The following is a 16883-nucleotide window of genomic DNA, read 5'->3' as shown; positions in this document are numbered from 1 at the left end:
TGCGACGACGGCTTCGTCAAGCAGAGCGTCCACATAGCGTGCTCAAGTCGGCCGAAAGGCCGATAGCACACCTCAAGAATTCACCGCCGCCGTCGCCAAATCACGGATCGTGGCGTTGGCGATCGTCAGTTTGGCGAAGGTCCAGCCCGAGCCCGACTGTTCGATCTCGTCCACCGAAGCGCGCACGCCCTCGACCGTCGCCTGTTTGGAGCCGATCCAGGCGTCCACGGCGGCCTCCGCCGCGTCCTCGCTGACGCCCACCGACGGATCGGAGGCGCGGGCGACGGCGCGAGTCAGGGCCGCCTGCTCGTTCATCAGGTCTTCGATCAGACGACGGACGGCGAGACGATCGAAATGATCCGCAGACGGAATGGAGCCGGCGGCGGCGCGCCGACGGTCGAAGTCGAAGGCGGCGCCGACCTGGTGATACAGGCGCGCCATGGCTGCGACCGGCCAGTTCGCCTCCTGCGCCAAGTCCCCGATGTCGGAGGCGGCGACGAGGGGGCGCATGATGGCGATGCTGCGGGTCAGATCCTCAGGCGCGCCGTGGTCGGCGAAGCGTTTGACGCGCGCATCCAGACGCCCCTGTTCGAAGCGCGACAGGACCGGCGCGCCCTCGGCCTGCAGGGCGTCGGCGATCGGACGATAGCGGTCGATCAGGGCCTGAACCGACAGACCGCCCTTGGCGCGGCGGGCCAGCCAGAAGGTCTGACGACGCAGGACGACAGCGATTTCCTGATAGAGGGCGATCTGCGCCTCGGCCGAGATTTTCAAATCCAGGGCCGACACGGCGTCCCAGGCTTCGTCCAGACGGAAGACGCGGCGCGCCGCCTCGAAGGCGATGATCAGGGCGGTGGTGTCGCATTCCGCCGAGCCGCGCAGGCGGTCGGGGAAGGTCGGGCCGCACATGTTGACGACTTCGTTGGCCATGACCGTGGCGATGATCTCGCGCCGCAGACGGTGGCTCTTCATCTCCGGCTCGAACCGGGCCAGAGCCTCGGGGAAGTAGCGGACCAGTATCTGTTCGAAGAAGGGATCCTCGGGCGCCTGCGAGGCGACGATATCGTCCGACAGCTCCAGCTTGGCGTAGGCCATCAGGACGGCCAGCTCCGGCCGGGCCAGCGGAATGCCCGCCGTCATCAGCTCCTTGACGCGAGCGTCGTTGGGCAGGCCTTCGACCTTGCGGTCTAGCTTTCCGCGCGCCGACAGGCTCTGCATGAACCGCTGCTGGGCGTCCAGGGCGCCGACGCCTTCGGCCTGTTGCAGGGTCAGGGCCAGGGTCTGGTCGTAGTTGTGGGCCAGCACCTTGAGGCCGACCTCGTCGGTCATGGAGGCCAGAAGCGGCGTGCGCTCCTCGGCCGGCAGGACGCCGTTGGTCACGGCCGAGCCGACCAGGATCTTGATGTTGACCTCGTGGTCGGAGGTGTCGACCCCGGCGGAGTTGTCGATGGCGTCGGTGTTGATCCGGCCGCCGGCCTGACCGAAGGCGATGCGCCCCGCCTGGGTGAAGCCGAGGTTTGCGCCCTCGCCCACCACCTTGACCCGCAGTTCGTCGGCGTTGATGCGCAAGGCGTCGGTGCCCTTGTCCCCGACCTGGGCGTCGGTTTCGGCCGCCGATTTCACATAGGTGCCGATGCCGCCCAGATAGAGCAGTTCGACCGGCGCCTTCAGGATGGCGCGGATCAGGCTGACGGGGTCCAGTTCGTCCTCAGCGATGTCCAGGGCCGCCTTGATCTGCGGCGTCAGCTGGATCGACTTGGCCGAGCGGGAGAAGACGCCGCCACCTTCGGAAATCAGGGCCTTGTCGTAATCCTGCCAGGACGAGCGCGGCAGGTCGAACAGACGCTTGCGTTCGGTCCAGCTGGTCACATGATCCGGGTTCGGATCAATGAAGATGTCGCGGTGATCGAAGGCGGCGACCAGACGCGTCGCCTTGGACAGAAGCGCGCCGTTCCCGAAGACGTCACCGGACATGTCGCCGACGCCGACCATGGTGAAGGGCTGGGTCTGGATGTCCTTGCCCATTTCGCGGAAGTGGCGCTTGACCGCCTCCCAAGCGCCGCGCGCGGTGATGCCCATGGCCTTGTGGTCATAGCCGACGGAGCCGCCCGAGGCGAAGGCGTCGCCCAGCCAGAAGCCGTAGGCGGCCGAGACGCCGTTGGCGATGTCGGAGAAGGTCGCCGTACCCTTGTCGGCGGCCACCACCAGATAGGGGTCGTCGCCTTCCCAGGCGATGACATTGGCTGGATGGGTCACCGACCCGTCGGCGGCGATGTTGTCGGTGATGTCCAGAAGGCCGGACAGGAAGGTGCGATAGGCGCGGATGGCCTCGCCCTGAATGGCCTCGCGGTCCGTCGTGCGGGGCAGTTGCTTGGGATAGAACCCCCCCTTGGAGCCGACCGGCACGATGACCGCGTTCTTGACCTGCTGCGCCTTGACCAAGCCTAGCACCTCGGTGCGGAAGTCGTCGCGACGGTCCGACCAGCGCAGACCACCACGCGCGACGGGACCAAAGCGCAGGTGCACACCCTCGACGTGGGGCGCCCAGACGAAGATTTCGCGATAGGGTTTGGGCAGGGGCAGGTCGTCCAGCTCGCGCGAGGCGATCTTGATCGAGATGTGCGGCTTGGGCTGACCGTCGGCGTCCAGCTGGAAATAGTTGGTGCGCTTGATCGCGCCGATCAGGGCGGCGATTCGGCGCAGGGCCCGGTCGTGATCCAGGCTCTTCACGTCCTGCAGCAGGGTGACGATCTTGGCGTCCAGCTCGGCGACGGCCGGCGCGCGGTCGTCGGCCGAACCGCCTTCAGGGGCGAACTTGGCCTTGAAAAGCGACAGCAGGGCGCGCGCCACATCGGGATATTCGCGCAGGGCCTCCTCCTGGACCGTTTGGGAGGGGTCGAGACCCGTCTGCTGGCGATAGTGGGCCAAGGTGCGGATCAGGGCGGCGTCGCGCCATTCCACGCCCAGTTCGATCACCAGGCGGTTGAAGCCGTCGCTTTCGTTGCGGCCGGTCCAAACGGCGGCGAAGGCGTCCTCGAACGGGCCCTTCACGTCATCGAAGACCAGCGCCTCGCCGCGCGGATCCTCCATCAGGAACTCGTGGACGTGGATCTCTTCCTCGCCCATGGGACGGATCGGATAGCCGTATTCCTCCAGCGTCTTGAGGCCCATGTCGGCCAGGATCGGCAGGACGTCGGACAGGGGAACGGCGGGGCCGCGACGATAGAGTTTGAAGCGGAACTGCAGGCGGCTGTCGTCCGGCGTGCGGAAGGCGCGCACGGCGACCGCCTTGCCCTCACCCGGCAGGCCCGTCTCATTCAGCCGGTTCACATATTGCAGGTCGGTCGCGGCCTCATCGGCGTCATAGCGATCGCGATAGGCGGCGCCGAAGGCGCGGGCCCATTGGGCGCTCAGCGGCCCGACGGCGACTTCCTCGACGCCCGAGCGACGCAGGGCGCCTTCGAAACGATCGACCCAGCCGCGACCAGCCTCGGCGACGTCGGCCTCCAGCTGGGCGGGGTCCGGGATCGGGTGGGCGCCGGGCTCCACGCCGATGATGTAGTGGATGCGCACCAGGGGCGCGTCCGACAGCTGCGGATACCAGGCCGAGATGCGGCCGCCCCAGGCGCGGGCGACGATCTGGCCGATGCGTTCGCGCACGGCGGAATCGAACTTCTCGCGCGGGATGAAACACAGGACCGAGACGAAGCGGTCGAACGGGTCCTGGCGCGAGAACAGGCGGATGCGCGGCCGGTCATAGAGGTGAAGGATGCCCAGGGCGATGGACAGCAGCTCGTCCTCGCTGACCTGGAACAGCTCGTCGCGGGGATAATTCTCAAGGATGTTCTTGAGGCGTTTTTCGTTGTGGCTTCCGGGCGCCTTGTCGGCGCGGGCCAGGGCGTTGGCCACCTTGCGACGCAGCAGCGGCACCTCGGTCGCCAGCTGGTCGTAGGCTTCCGACGTGAACAGGCCGACAAAACGTGTCTCGCCGGTCGCTTTGCCGTCCGGCCCGTAACGCTTGACCCCGACATAGTCCATGTAGGCGCGGCGGTGGACGCGAGAGCGGGCGTTGGCCTTGGCCACCGTCACAGGTTCGCTGAGATCCAGCTGGCGGCGCATCTGGCGCGTCAGGACGGCGGGTTCCGACGCGCGACGCAGCACGGTGCGCTCGGGGTCGGCCAAAATGCCCAGGCCGTCGGTAGACAGGCCCAGCGGCGCCTCGGCCTCATAGTCGCCGTCGGCGTTCAGCGGATAGCTGTAGTCGCGCGCGCCCAGGAAGACGAAATGATCGCTCTTCAGCCATTTCAGGAAGGCGATGTTCTCGGCGAGGACGGCGGGATCGACCGGGGGCGGGGTCTCTTCCAGACGCTGCACGGCCTGGCGCATCAGGGACGTCATGGCGTCGTGATCGGCGACGGCGGCGTGGACGTCCGACAGGCTCTGGGCCAGGCCTTCGCCCAGGGCGTCGCGACGCTCCTGCGGCACGCTGTCGATGACCAGCATGATGATCGACAGGCGACGGCCGTCCAGCTCGACCACAGGGTGGAACAGGGCGCGTACCGACACGCCGGCTTCCGCCAGGGCGCCCATGACGCTGTCGACCAGGAAGGGGGCGTCGGACTGGACGATGCGCACCAGATCGTAGTCGAGCACCTGACCGTTCGCGCCGTGCAGCGGGCCGACCGTGATGGCGGGGGCCGCAGTTCCGGTCGGGTAGGCCTTTGCGGCGCTCCAGGAGGCGCCGAGCAGGGCGGCCAGATCCTCGCCGCTGAGCTCGGGCGTCTCATCGGCGGAATAGTCTTCGTGCGCCTGGATCAGATAGGTCTGTTCGACTGCGCCGGGCCCGGTCCCCGCGATCTTGGCGAAGGCCGCCTCCAGCGCGGCCTTGGTGATCGGCTGAACGGGTTGGCGCAGATCGTGGGCGGTCATGGACGAGCAGTCTCGAACGACGCGGCAGGGCCGCAAGGGATGCGGCGCGACGGGGCGCCACCCCTGCTGACTAGGCCAGGTCCGGTCGCTCGGGAAGCCCCCGGCGACCGATCCTTGTAATGATCAGTGATCAGGTTGGAATTATTGTGCAGCGCCACAAAGCAGAAAGCCGCCGGACTGGGGGAGTCCGGCGGCCTGCGCGAGCGGCGCCTGGAGGGGAGGGGAGGGCGCCGGCTTCGCTTCGCTGCGGTTCGGAGGGGGAGTGTCCCGCAGCGTCGAGATCGGAAATGGGAAGCCGATTTCGCCGTTCAAGAGCGGATCGGACGGAATCTTTCGCGACAATTCGGCGCCTCCGAGCGGCGATGAACACGTCGGCGGATTCGGAGGACAACGGATTTCGATGCTATGCGTTAGGAAGGGTCAACGGTGAAGCTGGAGCACCCGATTACATGCGTCGCTTTTTGATGGGTTCGATCGTGGCGGCCGTGGTCGGCCTGCTGCTCGCCGGCGCCGGATACTGGGCCTATTGGAACTTCTATTCGCGGTTCCAGCCGGTCACGGTCAGCCGCAATCAGGCCGAGGTCCAGCAACTGCTGGACGAGGCCTCTTGGGTGTCGGACGGCAGCGGGGGACAGGCCCTGTATATCGTCACCTATCGCGACAGCGCCTCGGCCCTGCGTTACGCGCGCGACGAGGCGCCCAAGCTGAAGGCGGCGGGGATCGAGACGCGCTACATCCTGTTCGCCCGCCCCGATCTGGAGGGCGCTGCGCAATCGACGGCGGCGGAGCGGGCGACGGTCGCCGAGCTTTGGCTGACACGCGACTGGCCGCTTTATCAACGCTGGATGGCGACGCCGGCCAACAGCTGGACCGCCGCCGGCGTGCCGCAGGCGGACGGCAATCTGGCGCGCACCGCCGTGGTGGAGGCCGGACGTCGCTTCAACGAGCGGCTGAGCGAGTTGCTCAAGGAGTCCGGCGTCGACATCAGCTATCCGTTGATCCTGTGGCGGGACAAGCAGGGCTTCCTGAAGGCCTGCGGCTGCTCGGACCGGCAGGCCTGGGCCTTCATCCGCGACGATGTCGGCGCACCCGACCGGTTGGGCCAGTCCAACGCGGGACCGATCGCGCCCGATGAAGAGGCGCCGGCGCAGGACGCCCGCCCCTCGTCCATGCCCTATCCGGACTTGCCGGCGATCCCTCCGGTCGATGCGCCGGGGGCCGGGGCCACGCCGACGCCGCCCTCGCCCCAAGCGCGCCCGGCGAGTCCGCCCGCATCGAACCAACCGAGGACGCCGCCGCGCACGGCCCCGGCGCCCAGCAAGCAGGACGACACGACCTTCTACTGATCAGAGGGATCGGCAGGCCGCGATCAGGCGATCGACGTCCTCGGCGTCCTGATACAGGCCGAAGCCGAAGCGGATGACGTCGTCACGCACATCGGTGACGATGTTCGCCGCCCGCAGACCGGCGCACAAGGCCTGGGCGTCGGGATGACGCAGGGCGAGGAAACGGGCGCGCGGCGCTTCGCCCTCGACCGGATTGAAGATTTCGGCCTGCGCCAACACACCGGCCTGTCCGGCTTGAACGGCCTGCTGGAATTTGGTCGCCAGATCGCGAGCATGGGCGGCGATGGCGGCGGTGTCCAGCCGCTGCTGATCCAGCATTCGGCGCACGGCGTTGAAGCGATACAGCGGCGTGCAGTCGAAGGTGGCGCCCCAGAAACGACCGCCGTCGCTGCGATACTGAACGCCGCCGGGCGGACCCGACAGGTCGCCGAACTCCGCGAACCAGCCGGTGACGACAGGACGCGGGCAGAAGCCGGGCGGGGCGTGCAGGAAGCAGACGCCCTCGCCCGACATGGCGTATTTGTAGCCGCCGGAGACATAGAAGACCCGGTCCGCCACCGCCGACAGGTCGGTCGGGGTCGCCATGAAGCCGTGATAGCCGTCGATCAGCACCCAAGGCCCTTCGGGTCTCGCCAGGGCGGCAAGCTCCTCGATCCGGTCGAACAGGCCCCCGGTGCGGAAGAAGACCTGGCTGACCACGATCCAGTCGTAGCCGCCCTTGGACGCCTCGGCGATAAAGCGGTCGGCGAAGGTGTCGAAAGGGGCTAGCGGAACGCGCGTGACCAGCGCCGCCCCGACCTCTTCCCACCGTTCGGCCTGACGACGGAAGGAGTGAAATTCGCCGTCGGTCGCCAGAATGCGGACCGGCTTGGTCTCCACGCCCGAAAACAGACGCAGCAGGAAGTCGTGGGTGTTGGACGAAAAGACGATGCTGTCGGGCGAGGGCAGTGCCAGCTCGGCCGCGACATGGGCCTGGGCCTCGGGGATCACCTGACCGAAGACGAGATCCCACTTGTGGTCGGCATGCAAGTTGGCGTCGAGCCAGGTCTGCTGCTGCGCCTCGAAACTGGCGTCGGGCCACAGGTGATGGCTGTGCGCGGCGAAATGCAGCCGACCGGGCGCCGCTGACAGGGCGCGGGAGAAGAGGGACTTGTAGGTCATCCCTCTTCTTTAGGACATCTCACCCAGCGCTCAAGCAGCGAGCCGCCGCGCGGCGAGCGATAGCGCTGCGGGTAGCGCGCCTCTTAAACGAGAGCCCCGTGACAGTGTTTGAACTTGCGGCCCGAGCCGCAGGGGCAGGGGGAGTTGCGGCCGGTCATTTCCCAGCCGGGCGGCAGGGCCTCGATCGGCAGTTTGGAGCGGTCGTCGCCGATCAACGTGCCTTCGGGGTTCTGCGCCGACGGATTGGCCATCTCGTTCTCGCCGGTGCCGGGGTTCAGGTGGATTTCCTGGAACTCGGGCAGTTCGGGCGGAGCCTGGAAGCGGAACTCCACCGTCATCAGCCAGCGGGTCACGTTGTGGCGCAGGTCGTAGAGCAGGTTCTCGAACAGCGAGAAGGCCTCGGTCTTGTACTCGTTCAGCGGGTCGCGCTGGCCATAGCCGCGCAGGCCGATGACGCCGCGCAGATGGTCCAGATGGACCAGGTGCTCGCGCCACTGCATGTCGATCATCTGCAGCATGAACTGCTTTTCCAGACCGCGCGTCTGGTCGGCGCCGATCTGTTCCAGGCGTTCGGCGGCGCGGGCGTCGGCGGCGGCCAGCAGCCGCTCCTCGATCTCTTCGTTCGACACGCCTTCCTCGGCGGCCCAGTCGTGCAGCGGCAGCTCCAGACCCAGGGTCGAGCGGACCTTTTCGTCCAGGCCGTCGATGTCCCACTGCTCGGCATACGCCTTGGGCGGCATGTAGCGTTCGACCAGGTCGGACACGACGTCGCGGCGGAAGTCGCCGACCAGTTCGGACAGATCCTCGGAGTCCATGAACTCCTGACGCTGTTCGAACACGGCCTTGCGCTGGTCGTTCACGACGTCGTCGTATTTCAGCAGGTTCTTGCGGATGTCGTAGTTGCGGGTCTCGACGCGCTTCTGTGCGGTCTCGATGGCGCGGTTCAGCCAGGGGTGGGTGATGGCCTCGCCCTCCGCCACGCCGAAGGTCTTCATGATTGAGTCGAGACGGTCGCCGGCGAAGATGCGCAGCAGGTCGTCCTCGCAGGACAGGTAGAATTTCGAGGTGCCGGGGTCGCCCTGACGGCCGGTGCGGCCGCGCAGCTGGTTGTCGATGCGGCGGCTCTCGTGGCGCTCGGTGCCCAGAACGAACAGGCCGCCGGCCTCCAGCGCGATCTTCTTCTGGACGGCGATCTCGGCCTTGAACTCGGCCTCCTTGCCCGTTTCCATTTCCGGCGTGACCTCGACGGCCATGTTGCGCTGCTCCAGCAGCCACTTCTGCATCTTCATTTCGAGGTTGCCCCCGAGCTGAATGTCGGTGCCGCGGCCGGCCATATTGGTGGCGATGGTCACCACGCCGGGCAGGCCGGCGTCGGCGACGATATAGGCTTCCTGTTCGTGCTGGCGCGCGTTCAGGACGCTGTGCGGAATGCCGCGCAGCTTGGTCTCGTAGGTGATGTCATAGGCGGCGTCGCCGATCTTCTCGGCTTCCTTGGCCTTGCCGGCATATTCCGGCTTCAGCGTGCGCGCGGTCTCGACCTTGTATTCGAAGCGGCTCAGCAGGTCCGACAGCTGTTCCGAACGCTCGATCGATACGGTGCCGACCAGGATCGGCTGACCGGCGAGGTGGCATTCGGCGATCTGGCGCGCGATGGCCTGGTTCTTCTCGGCGTGGGTCCGATAGACCTCGTCGTCATAGTCCTTGCGCTGGATCGGCCGGTTGGTCGGCACCTCCAGCACGTCCATCTTGTAGATGTCGCCGAATTCCTGGGCCTCGGTCGCGGCCGTGCCCGTCATGCCCGACAGCTTTTCGTACAGGCGGAAGTAGTTCTGGATCGTCACCGAGGCCAGGGTCTGGTTCTCGGGCTGGATCTTGACGTCTTCCTTGGCTTCGATGGCCTGGTGCAGGCCTTCGGACAGGCGGCGGCCGGTCATCATGCGGCCGGTGAATTCGTCGATCAGGACGATCTCGCCGCCCTTGATGATATAGTCCTTGTCGCGCTGATACAGGGTGTTGGCGCGCAGGGCCTGGTTGGCGTGGTGAACCAGGCTGATGTTGGCGGCGTCGTACAGGCCGGTGGTGTCGGCGGCGAAGTGACCGCCGGCCTCAAGGGCCTCTTCCATCCGCTCGGAGCCCAGCTCGGTCAGCAGGACCTGCTTCTGCTTTTCGTCGAGCTCGAAGGTGTCCTTGTCCTTGATCAGGTCTTTGATCAGGCCGTCGAGGATCTTGTAGAGATCCGAACGGTCCTCGGTCGGGCCCGAGATGATCAGAGGCGTACGCGCCTCGTCGATCAGGATGGAGTCGACTTCGTCGACGATGGCGAAGTTGTGCGGACGCTGCACCATCTCGCGCCGGTCATAGACCAGGTTGTCGCGCAGATAGTCGAAGCCGAACTCGTTGTTGGTGCCGTAGGTGACGTCGGCGTTGTAGGCCTGCTGGCGCTGACCCTGGCTGAGGCCGTTGACGATGACGCCGACCTCAAGACCCAGGAAGCGATAGACCTTGCCCATCGTCTCGGCGTCGCGGCGGGCCAGGTAGTCGTTGACAGTGATGACGTGCACGCCCTTGCCGGGCAGGGCGTTCAGATAGACCGGCGCCACGGCGACCAGGGTTTTGCCTTCGCCGGTCCGCATTTCGGCGATGCCGCCTTCATGCAGGATCATGCCGCCCGCCAGCTGAACGTCGTACTGACGCTGGCCCAGCACGCGCTTGGAAGCTTCGCGCACGACGGCGAAGGCTTCGGGCAGGATCTTGTCCAGGGTCTCGCCGTTCGCCAGCCGATCGCGGAAGGCGTCGGTCATCATCCGCAGTTCGTCGTCGGACAGGGCGGCGAACTTGGGCTCCAGCGCATTGATGCGCTGGGCGTGGTCCTGGAAGGCCTTGACCTTGCGGTCGTTGGAAGAGCCGAAAAGTTTCTTGGCGAAGCCGAGCATATTGGATCCGGTAAGCGGTCGAGCGTCTGCGAGCTGAGCGGCTCTGAAATCCCGTGAGGGGCGGCGATACGGACGCCGTGAGAGAGGCCCTGACCGACCGCAGCCCCGGAGCGCCGCATCAGGCGCGCGCGAAGGGCCGCGCAGACGATCAAAACCCCTCGACTTGGGCGCAGGCGGGACTTAAGCACCGGCCTAACCCCTGTCAACGCGAGGGGCTTTCGGCCGCCTTCGACGGAGCGCCCCCTTGACCCCCTTCCGGCGATCTTCACGTCTTCTGACAGCGGCGGTGCTGACGGCGGCGCTTTCGACCGCCGCCTGTTCGCGTAGCGGCGACAACCGGCCGCCCGAACAGGGCGACAAGGCCGTGGCGACGGTGCAGGACGAGACCATCTGGGCCTCGGACGTGAAGCGCGAGGCGGTGGCCCAAGGTTTGATCGGCGAGGACGAGGCGCTGGATACGACGTCGGATCTCTTCCGCCGGGTGCTCGACGAGGTGATCGACCAAAAGCTGCTGGCCGGAGAGGCGCAGCGGCGGCGGCTGGACTCCTCGCCCCTGGCGCAGCGGCGTCTGGAAGCGACGCGCGAGCGCATCCTGGGCGACATGCTGGTCGAGAGCGTGGTCAACAAGGCCGTGTCGGACCAGGCGGTGCAGACCCTTTATAATGAGCAGCTGCGGCTGGCGAAGACCTCGGAAGAGATCCGCGTGCGGTTGATCCTGTCGCGCACCAAGCCCGAGGCGGACGCCGTGATCGGCATTCTGGGCCAGGGCGCCGGCTTCGAGGCGGTGGCGGCGGAGCGGTCGATCGACGAGGCGACGCGGTTTTCCGGCGGCGACCTGGGGTATTCCACGCTGGACGTGATGCCCCAAGCCTATGCCGACGCCCTGCGCGACAAGCCGGCCGGTGCGACCGTCGGGCCGTTCCAGACCGAGGGCGGCTGGGCCGTTCTGAGGGTCGAGGACCGGCGCAAGGAAAACCCGCCGACGCTGGAACAGGCCCGGCCGCAGATCGTGCGCTATCTGACCTATGAAGGCGTGCGACAGTTGCTGGAGCAATTGCGTGGCAAGGCCAAGGTGGATGTCCGCCTGCCCGCCCAAACGCCGCCCGCATCGCCTGCTCCTTCCGCTCCTCCGGGCGCCTGACATGACCAAGCCTCCCTCCACGACCGGCCAGAAGATCGAGCATGCGTTCGAAAAGGCGCTGGACCCGTTCGCCACGGCGCTGAAGCGCGCCACCCGCACGCCGGGATCGGATGCAGCCCCGGCTGCTGCGCCGCCGCCGGCCGCCGCCGGCAAGCCGGGCCTGGCCATCTCGCCCTTAGCCGTGCCGTTCCCGACCATTCCGCCGATCGGCGGGGTCGAGATCGCGACCGCGCGCGCCGGCTTCTACAAGCATGAGCGCGACGATCTGGTGGTGTTCCGGTTCGCGCGCGGGACCAGCTGCGCCGGGGTCTTCACCCGCCACAAGATCGGCTCGGCGCCCGTGGACTGGTGCAAGAAGCATCTGGCCGGGGCCGAGGGCGGCAAGGATGTGCGCGCCCTGGTGATCAACGCCGGATGCGCCAACGCCTTCACCGGCAAGGCCGGCGCGGACGCCGCGCGGCGCACGGCCTCGGAGGTCGCCAAACGGTTCGGCTGTCGCCAGCGCGACGTCATGCTGGCCTCGACCGGCGTGATCGGGGTGGTGCTGGACGACAAGAAGATCGTCGCCAAACTGCCCGAGATCGAGAACGGGCTGGAGGCGGACGCCTGGGCCCGGGCCGGTCGCGGCATCATGACCACCGACACCTTCCCCAAGGGCTCCTACGCCGAGGCCGAGATCGAGGGTTACAAAGTCCGGATCGCCGGCATCGCCAAGGGATCGGGCATGATTGCGCCGGACATGGCGACCATGCTGGCCTTCATCGTCACCGATGCGGACATCCATCCGAACGTGCTGCAGGCGCTGTTGGGCCTGCATGTGCGCACCACCTTCAACAGCGTGACGGTGGATGGCGACACCTCGACCAACGACACCGCCCTGCTGTTCGCCACCGGAACCTCGGGCGCGCCGCGTATCGGGCGGGTCGGCGATCGCCGCCTGAAGAGCTTCTCGGCCGCTCTGGACAAGGTCATGCTGGACCTGGCGCACCAGCTGGTGCGCGACGGCGAAGGCGCGACCAAGTTCGTCAAGGTGACGGTGGACGGCGCCGCCTCGCCCGCCTCGGCCCGCAAGCTGGCCAAGTCCATCGCCGACAGCCCCCTCGTCAAGACCGCCATCGCCGGTCAGGACGCCAACTGGGGCCGGGTCGTCATGGCGGTGGGCAAGACCGAGGAACCGGTCGACCGGGACCGCCTGGCCATCAAGTTCGGCCCGCACCAGGCCGCCGTCGACGGCGCCCCGTCCCCGACCTACGACGAGGCCAAGATGACCGCCTATATGAAGAACCCCGAGATCGACATCACCGTCGACGTGGGGTCCGGCCGGGCGTCGGCCACCGTCTGGACCTGCGACCTGACCAAGGGCTACATCGAGATCAACGGCGATTATCGCAGCTGATGGTCAAGAGGCCGGAAAAGCTTCGGCGTCAGATGGTCGGCCGCGGCTGGACCGACGATCAGATCGCGGAGGCCGTGTCTAAAGGCGTGCGCATCGCCACGGTGAACCGCGAGACAGATCGGCCCGCGACGCGCTATATTCATCCCGTGACGGGTCGCTCGGTGGTCATCGAGGACGAGTCTGGAGAGATCATTCATGTCGGCGGCGACGGCTTCATCTACTGACTGGACGGAAGTCCATGTGCGCATCGTGGACGAGGTGGTCGATGTCTGGCGGCCGGTGAAGGCCAAGGCCGTCAGCGACAATGTCTTCCACCTCAGCGAAGAGCCGGCTCCGCAGGACGAGCAATGGGCGTTCGGGCCGGGGGACGAAGTGGTGGTGGAGCGACGCGCGAACGGCGATGCGGAGGTGCTGGTCGCCGTCGCCCGCGCCTTGGACATGGACGAACGCTCCAATCAGTGGCTGCGGAAAGCCGGGTGACCGCTGCGTCGCTTCCCACCGTCCTGGTCGTCGCCGCCGCCCTGATCGATGTGGATGGGCGAGTGCTGATCGCCAAGCGGCCGCAGGGCAAGACGCTGGCCGGCCTGTGGGAGTTCCCGGGCGGCAAGGTCGAGCCCGGAGAGCGGCCCGAACAGGCCCTGATCCGCGAGCTGAAGGAAGAGCTGGGGATCGACGTCAGCGAAAACTGTCTGTCGCCGTTCGTTTTCGCCAGTCACGCTTACGATTCGTTTCACCTGTTGATGCCATTGTATTTGTGCCGACGGTGGGACGGCGTGGTCACGGCGCGTGAACACGACGGCCTGGCCTGGGTGAAGCCGAGCAAGCTTTCGGACTATCCCATGCCGCCGGCGGATGAACCTCTGGTCGCCTGGTTGCGCGACCTGCTCTGACCACCGCCGACCAGGGAGGCCGGCCATGCGACGTCTTATCGGCCGGTTCCTGCGCAATGAGAGCGGGACCACGGCCATTGAATACGGCCTGATCTGCGCCCTGATCTTTCTGGCGATCGTGACCTCTGTCAGCGCCCTGGCGAACACGCAGAACGGCGGCCTGGCCGTAACGGTGGAGCGGCTGACCACCGCCATGAAGGCCGTCGTCGGCAACTAGCCCGGCTCGTCGCCCGTCATTTCCCTGACGCCCAGCGCATCGGCCAGCCGCGTCTTGGCCGAGCCGCGCGGCAGGGGCTTCTGCTGGCTGTCATGGGGTTTCCAGCCAGCCAGATGGATGATTTCGAACGTCGCCGGGATGCGGCCGTCGTCGAGACCGTAGCGCTCGGCATAGAGGGCGGCGGCGCGCGCCACGATACGGCGGCTCAGCGGCCGAACGGGTCCGTGCAGCACATTGGTCTCTCCCATGGCGCGCAGGTCGCGGATCAGGGCGAACAGGTCGTCGTATCGGACCGTGAACCGATCCACGTCCGACACCGGCAGGGCGAACCCGGCGCGTTGCAAGAGGGCCGCCCCGTCATAGCCGTCAGCGAAGGGCGAGACTCGCGCCTGGGCGCCGCCGCGCTCCTCCAGCTCGACCTCGGTCAGGACGGCGCGAAGCTCTTTCAGCGTGCCCGCGCCGAACAGCGTGCCGATGAACAGGCCGTCCGGTTTCAACGCGCGCCGGATCTGGGTCAGGGCGCCAGGCAGGTCGTTGGCCCAGTGAAGGGTCAGAAGGGAGATGATCAAATCGGTCGAGGCGTCGGCCAGCGGCAGCGCGTCCGCGCCCGGCGCTGCGCGCTGGGCCAGGGAGACGGGCGTCTGGATGGGACCGACGCGGCCGGCGGCGTCGCTGGACCGGACCGCCGCATCGAACACGCCTGGATGGGCGGACAGATCGACCGCAGCGGGAAAATCGCGCAATATGGCTTCCAGGCTCTCGGCGGCGTTGGCGGCGGCGCGGGTGTGCAGGAAGTCAGCCTGGGGGAACCGGGAGGCTGACCGCGCCAGCCGCGCCTGACGTCGAACGGCGTCGAAGATGCGCGGGGGGCCTTCGGAAGGGGATTGGGGGGCGGTCATGGACGCACAGGATGGGGGCTGGCGACGCGCCTGGGAAGGGGCGGGCCGTCACTTGCGCGGGGCAGGGCGAGGACTGGCCGACCTGATCCTGCCGCCCATGGCGCACGACAGCCGAGAGGCGACCGCTGCGGCCGGCCTGACGCCCGACGCCTGGAGCCGGATCAAATTTCTAGAGGCGCCGGTCTGCGACGGCTGCGGAGCGGCCTTCGACTTTGACGGCGGCGCCTTCGCCGAGGATCGCTGCGCCGCCTGTATCGCCAAGCCCTATGCCTTCGAGAGGGCGCGCGCGGCTTGCCTGTATGACGAGGCGTCGCGCAGTCTGATCCTCAGATTCAAGCACGGGGACCAGCAACAGTTCGCGCCCCTGTTCGCGCGCTGGATCGGACGCGCCGCCGCCGATCTGGTCGAAGACGCGGACGTGATCCTGCCCGTGCCGCTGCATCGGCTTCGTCTGTTGTCGCGACGGTTCAATCAGGCGGCCGAGATCGCCCGGCCGCTGGCCCGGCACGCCGGCCGCGACTATTTGCCCGACGCCCTGGTCCGCACGACCCACACGACCAGCCAGGGCGGCAAGAGCCAGCGCGGGCGGCGGCTGAACGTCAAGAAGGCCTTCGCTGTGACCGAGGCGGGCTGGCGTCGGATCCGGGGGCGACGCATCCTTCTGATCGACGATGTGTTGACCACGGGTGCGACCGGAGAGGCCTGCGCGCGCGCCCTGATCGACGCCGGAGCGCGCGCCGTGGACCTCGCCGTCATCGCGCGGGTGCGAAACGCCCGTGAACTGACTATGTGAAGAGCGCCCTATCGCTCGCCGCGCGGCGGCTCGCTGCTTGAGGGCGCTGGATTTTATTTTGGAGATCTGAACTTGGCCGACGTCGTTATCTACACCAAGCCTGGCTGCCCCTACTGCTTCAGCGCCATGTCGCTTCTGAAGAAGAAGGGCGTGGACTATACCGAGATCGTCGCGTCCAACGATCCCGACAAGAAGGCCGAGATGGTCGAGAAGTCGGGCGGCCGAATGACCTTCCCGCAGATCTTCATCGACGGCCAGCACGTCGGCGGTTCCGACGACATCCACGCGCTGGATCGCGACGGCAAGCTGGACGGACTTCTGGCCGCCTGATCCATGAGCAGCGGGCTCGACATCGCCCTGATCCAGACGCGCACGCCGGCGACGGCGCGAGAGGCGCTGGCCCATGTCGAGCCCCTGATCCGCGAGGCGGCGTCGGGCGGGGCGAAGTTCGTCCTGACGCCCGAGGGGACCAATGTCCTGGAGCAACGCCGAGACCGGCGCGAGGCGGCGATCACGACCGAGGACGAGGACGTCGCCGTGCTGGGTCTGCGTCGTCTGGCGGCGGAACTGGGCGTCTGGCTGCTGATCGGTTCGGCCATCGTCCGGTCAGACCAGGCGGGAGACGGCCGCGCCGCCAATCGGTCGCTGCTGATCGACGCGTCGGGCGGGATCGTGGCCCGATACGACAAGCTGCATGTCTTCGACGTGAACCTCCCCAATGGCGAGACCTATCGCGAGAGCGCGACGGTGAGGCCCGGCGACGGGGCGGCGGTGGCGGACACGCCCTGGGGCCGACTGGGTCTGACCATCTGCTACGACATCCGCTTTCCCCACCTGCATCGCCAGCTAGCCAAGGCGGGGGCGTCGATGATCGCGATACCGGCCGCCTTCACCGCCCCGACGGGCGAGGCGCATTGGGAAACCCTGTTACGCGCCCGCGCCATCGAGACGGGGGCGTTCGTCCTGGCCCCAGCGCAGGGCGGACTGCACGAGGACGGTCGCCGCACCTGGGGGCGATCCACCGTCGTCGGCCCGTGGGGCGAGATCATCGCCAAGGCGGATCACGACGAACCTTGCATCGTGCGTGCGAAACTGGACATGGAGGCCGTGGCCAGGGCGCGCGCCGCCGTGCCCAGCCTGACCCACGATCGCGATTACCTGCCCGCTGTTTGACGCCC

14 protein-coding genes are annotated in these 16883 nt (G+C 67.5%); 10 read left to right on the top strand and 4 right to left on the bottom strand.

The window, feature by feature from the left end; all coding sequences use genetic code 11:
- Positions 1-72: 72 nt before the first annotated feature.
- Positions 73-4929 carry an NAD-glutamate dehydrogenase gene (locus JX001_RS01970; protein ID WP_205682071.1) on the bottom strand — a complete coding sequence of 1619 codons (4857 nt, stop codon included), beginning with the start codon at positions 4927-4929 and terminating at the stop codon, positions 73-75.
- Positions 4930-5378: 449 nt separating this feature from the next.
- Between JX001_RS01970 and JX001_RS01965 the strand changes: the two genes are divergently transcribed.
- A complete protein-coding gene (locus JX001_RS01965) occupies positions 5379-6275 on the top strand; it encodes a hypothetical protein (RefSeq protein WP_205682070.1) in 897 nt (298 codons plus the stop codon).
- Here the strand turns inward: JX001_RS01965 and JX001_RS01960 are convergent, their stop codons facing one another.
- On the bottom strand, positions 6276-7436 hold the full coding sequence (locus JX001_RS01960) for an aminotransferase class V-fold PLP-dependent enzyme (RefSeq protein ID WP_205682069.1): 1161 nt from the start codon (positions 7434-7436) through the stop codon (positions 6276-6278). It abuts the gene before it with no gap.
- Positions 7437-7519: 83 nt separating this feature from the next.
- A complete protein-coding gene (gene secA, locus JX001_RS01955) occupies positions 7520-10369 on the bottom strand; it encodes a preprotein translocase subunit SecA (protein WP_205682068.1) in 2850 nt (949 codons plus the stop codon).
- 244 nt (positions 10370-10613) lie between these two features.
- On the opposite strand from secA, the gene JX001_RS01950 reads away from it, so the two are divergent.
- Genes JX001_RS01950 through JX001_RS01930 form a run of 6 tightly spaced genes read left to right on the top strand, consistent with a single transcriptional unit; the run spans position 10614 to position 14013 of the window.
- A complete protein-coding gene (locus JX001_RS01950) occupies positions 10614-11510 on the top strand; it encodes a peptidylprolyl isomerase (protein WP_205682067.1) in 897 nt (298 codons plus the stop codon).
- 1 nt (position 11511) lies between these two features.
- Positions 11512-12906, top strand: a complete 1395-nt coding sequence (argJ, locus tag JX001_RS01945) for a bifunctional glutamate N-acetyltransferase/amino-acid acetyltransferase ArgJ (RefSeq protein WP_205682066.1) — start codon at positions 11512-11514, stop codon at positions 12904-12906.
- Positions 12906-13130 (top strand): colicin E5-related ribonuclease, encoded by a 225-nt coding sequence (locus JX001_RS01940; protein WP_205682065.1) that lies wholly within the window; start codon positions 12906-12908, stop codon positions 13128-13130. Before argJ ends, JX001_RS01940 begins: the two co-directional genes overlap by 1 nt.
- Positions 13102-13386 carry a hypothetical protein gene (locus JX001_RS16225; RefSeq protein ID WP_241004714.1) on the top strand — a complete coding sequence of 95 codons (285 nt, stop codon included), beginning with the start codon at positions 13102-13104 and terminating at the stop codon, positions 13384-13386. Before JX001_RS01940 ends, JX001_RS16225 begins: the two co-directional genes overlap by 29 nt.
- Complete coding sequence (locus JX001_RS01935) at positions 13383-13796, top strand: (deoxy)nucleoside triphosphate pyrophosphohydrolase (RefSeq protein WP_241004713.1); 414 nt, start codon at positions 13383-13385, stop codon at positions 13794-13796. The genes JX001_RS16225 and JX001_RS01935 overlap by 4 nt, the downstream gene beginning before the upstream one ends.
- 25 nt (positions 13797-13821) lie before the next feature.
- Positions 13822-14013 carry a Flp family type IVb pilin gene (locus tag JX001_RS01930; RefSeq protein ID WP_205682063.1) on the top strand — a complete coding sequence of 64 codons (192 nt, stop codon included), beginning with the start codon at positions 13822-13824 and terminating at the stop codon, positions 14011-14013.
- Here JX001_RS01930 and JX001_RS01925 read toward each other — a convergent pair.
- Positions 14010-14912 (bottom strand): methyltransferase domain-containing protein, encoded by a 903-nt coding sequence (locus JX001_RS01925; RefSeq protein ID WP_205682062.1) that lies wholly within the window; start codon positions 14910-14912, stop codon positions 14010-14012. The two genes, JX001_RS01930 and JX001_RS01925, sit on opposite strands and share 4 nt — an antisense overlap.
- On the opposite strand from JX001_RS01925, the gene JX001_RS01920 reads away from it, so the two are divergent.
- From JX001_RS01920 to JX001_RS01910, 3 genes are all read left to right on the top strand, one after another.
- The gene (locus JX001_RS01920) at positions 14911-15705 is read left to right on the top strand and encodes a ComF family protein (RefSeq protein WP_205682061.1); all 795 of its coding nucleotides are present in this window, start codon (positions 14911-14913) and stop codon (positions 15703-15705) included. The genes JX001_RS01925 and JX001_RS01920 overlap by 2 nt on opposite strands.
- Before the next feature lie 72 nt (positions 15706-15777).
- A complete protein-coding gene (grxC, locus tag JX001_RS01915) occupies positions 15778-16035 on the top strand; it encodes a glutaredoxin 3 (RefSeq protein WP_055755096.1) in 258 nt (85 codons plus the stop codon).
- Positions 16036-16038: 3 nt separating this feature from the next.
- A complete protein-coding gene (locus JX001_RS01910) occupies positions 16039-16878 on the top strand; it encodes a carbon-nitrogen hydrolase family protein (RefSeq protein ID WP_205682060.1) in 840 nt (279 codons plus the stop codon).
- Positions 16879-16883 lie beyond the last annotated feature (5 nt).

Origin of the sequence: Brevundimonas fontaquae (assembly GCF_017086445.1) — a bacterium.
In the GTDB taxonomy this organism is placed as follows: domain Bacteria; phylum Pseudomonadota; class Alphaproteobacteria; order Caulobacterales; family Caulobacteraceae; genus Brevundimonas; species Brevundimonas fontaquae.
The sequence above is the reverse complement of the archived record's forward strand: the minus strand, read 5'-3'. Positions and strand labels throughout refer to the sequence as shown.

Coding starts and splice junctions, on each gene's coding strand:
- JX001_RS01970 (WP_205682071.1), bottom strand. CDS start 4,929: ATGACCGCCCACGATCTGCGCCAACCCGTTCAGCCGATCACCAAGGCC.
- JX001_RS01965 (WP_205682070.1), top strand. CDS start 5,379: ATGCGTCGCTTTTTGATGGGTTCGATCGTGGCGGCCGTGGTCGGCCTG.
- JX001_RS01960 (WP_205682069.1), bottom strand. CDS start 7,436: ATGACCTACAAGTCCCTCTTCTCCCGCGCCCTGTCAGCGGCGCCCGGT.
- secA (WP_205682068.1), bottom strand. CDS start 10,369: ATGCTCGGCTTCGCCAAGAAACTTTTCGGCTCTTCCAACGACCGCAAG.
- argJ (WP_205682066.1), top strand. CDS start 11,512: ATGACCAAGCCTCCCTCCACGACCGGCCAGAAGATCGAGCATGCGTTC.
- JX001_RS01940 (WP_205682065.1), top strand. CDS start 12,906: ATGGTCAAGAGGCCGGAAAAGCTTCGGCGTCAGATGGTCGGCCGCGGC.
- JX001_RS16225 (WP_241004714.1), top strand. CDS start 13,102: ATGTCGGCGGCGACGGCTTCATCTACTGACTGGACGGAAGTCCATGTG.
- JX001_RS01930 (WP_205682063.1), top strand. CDS start 13,822: ATGCGACGTCTTATCGGCCGGTTCCTGCGCAATGAGAGCGGGACCACG.
- JX001_RS01920 (WP_205682061.1), top strand. CDS start 14,911: ATGGACGCACAGGATGGGGGCTGGCGACGCGCCTGGGAAGGGGCGGGC.
- JX001_RS01925 (WP_205682062.1), bottom strand. CDS start 14,912: ATGACCGCCCCCCAATCCCCTTCCGAAGGCCCCCCGCGCATCTTCGAC.
- JX001_RS01910 (WP_205682060.1), top strand. CDS start 16,039: ATGAGCAGCGGGCTCGACATCGCCCTGATCCAGACGCGCACGCCGGCG.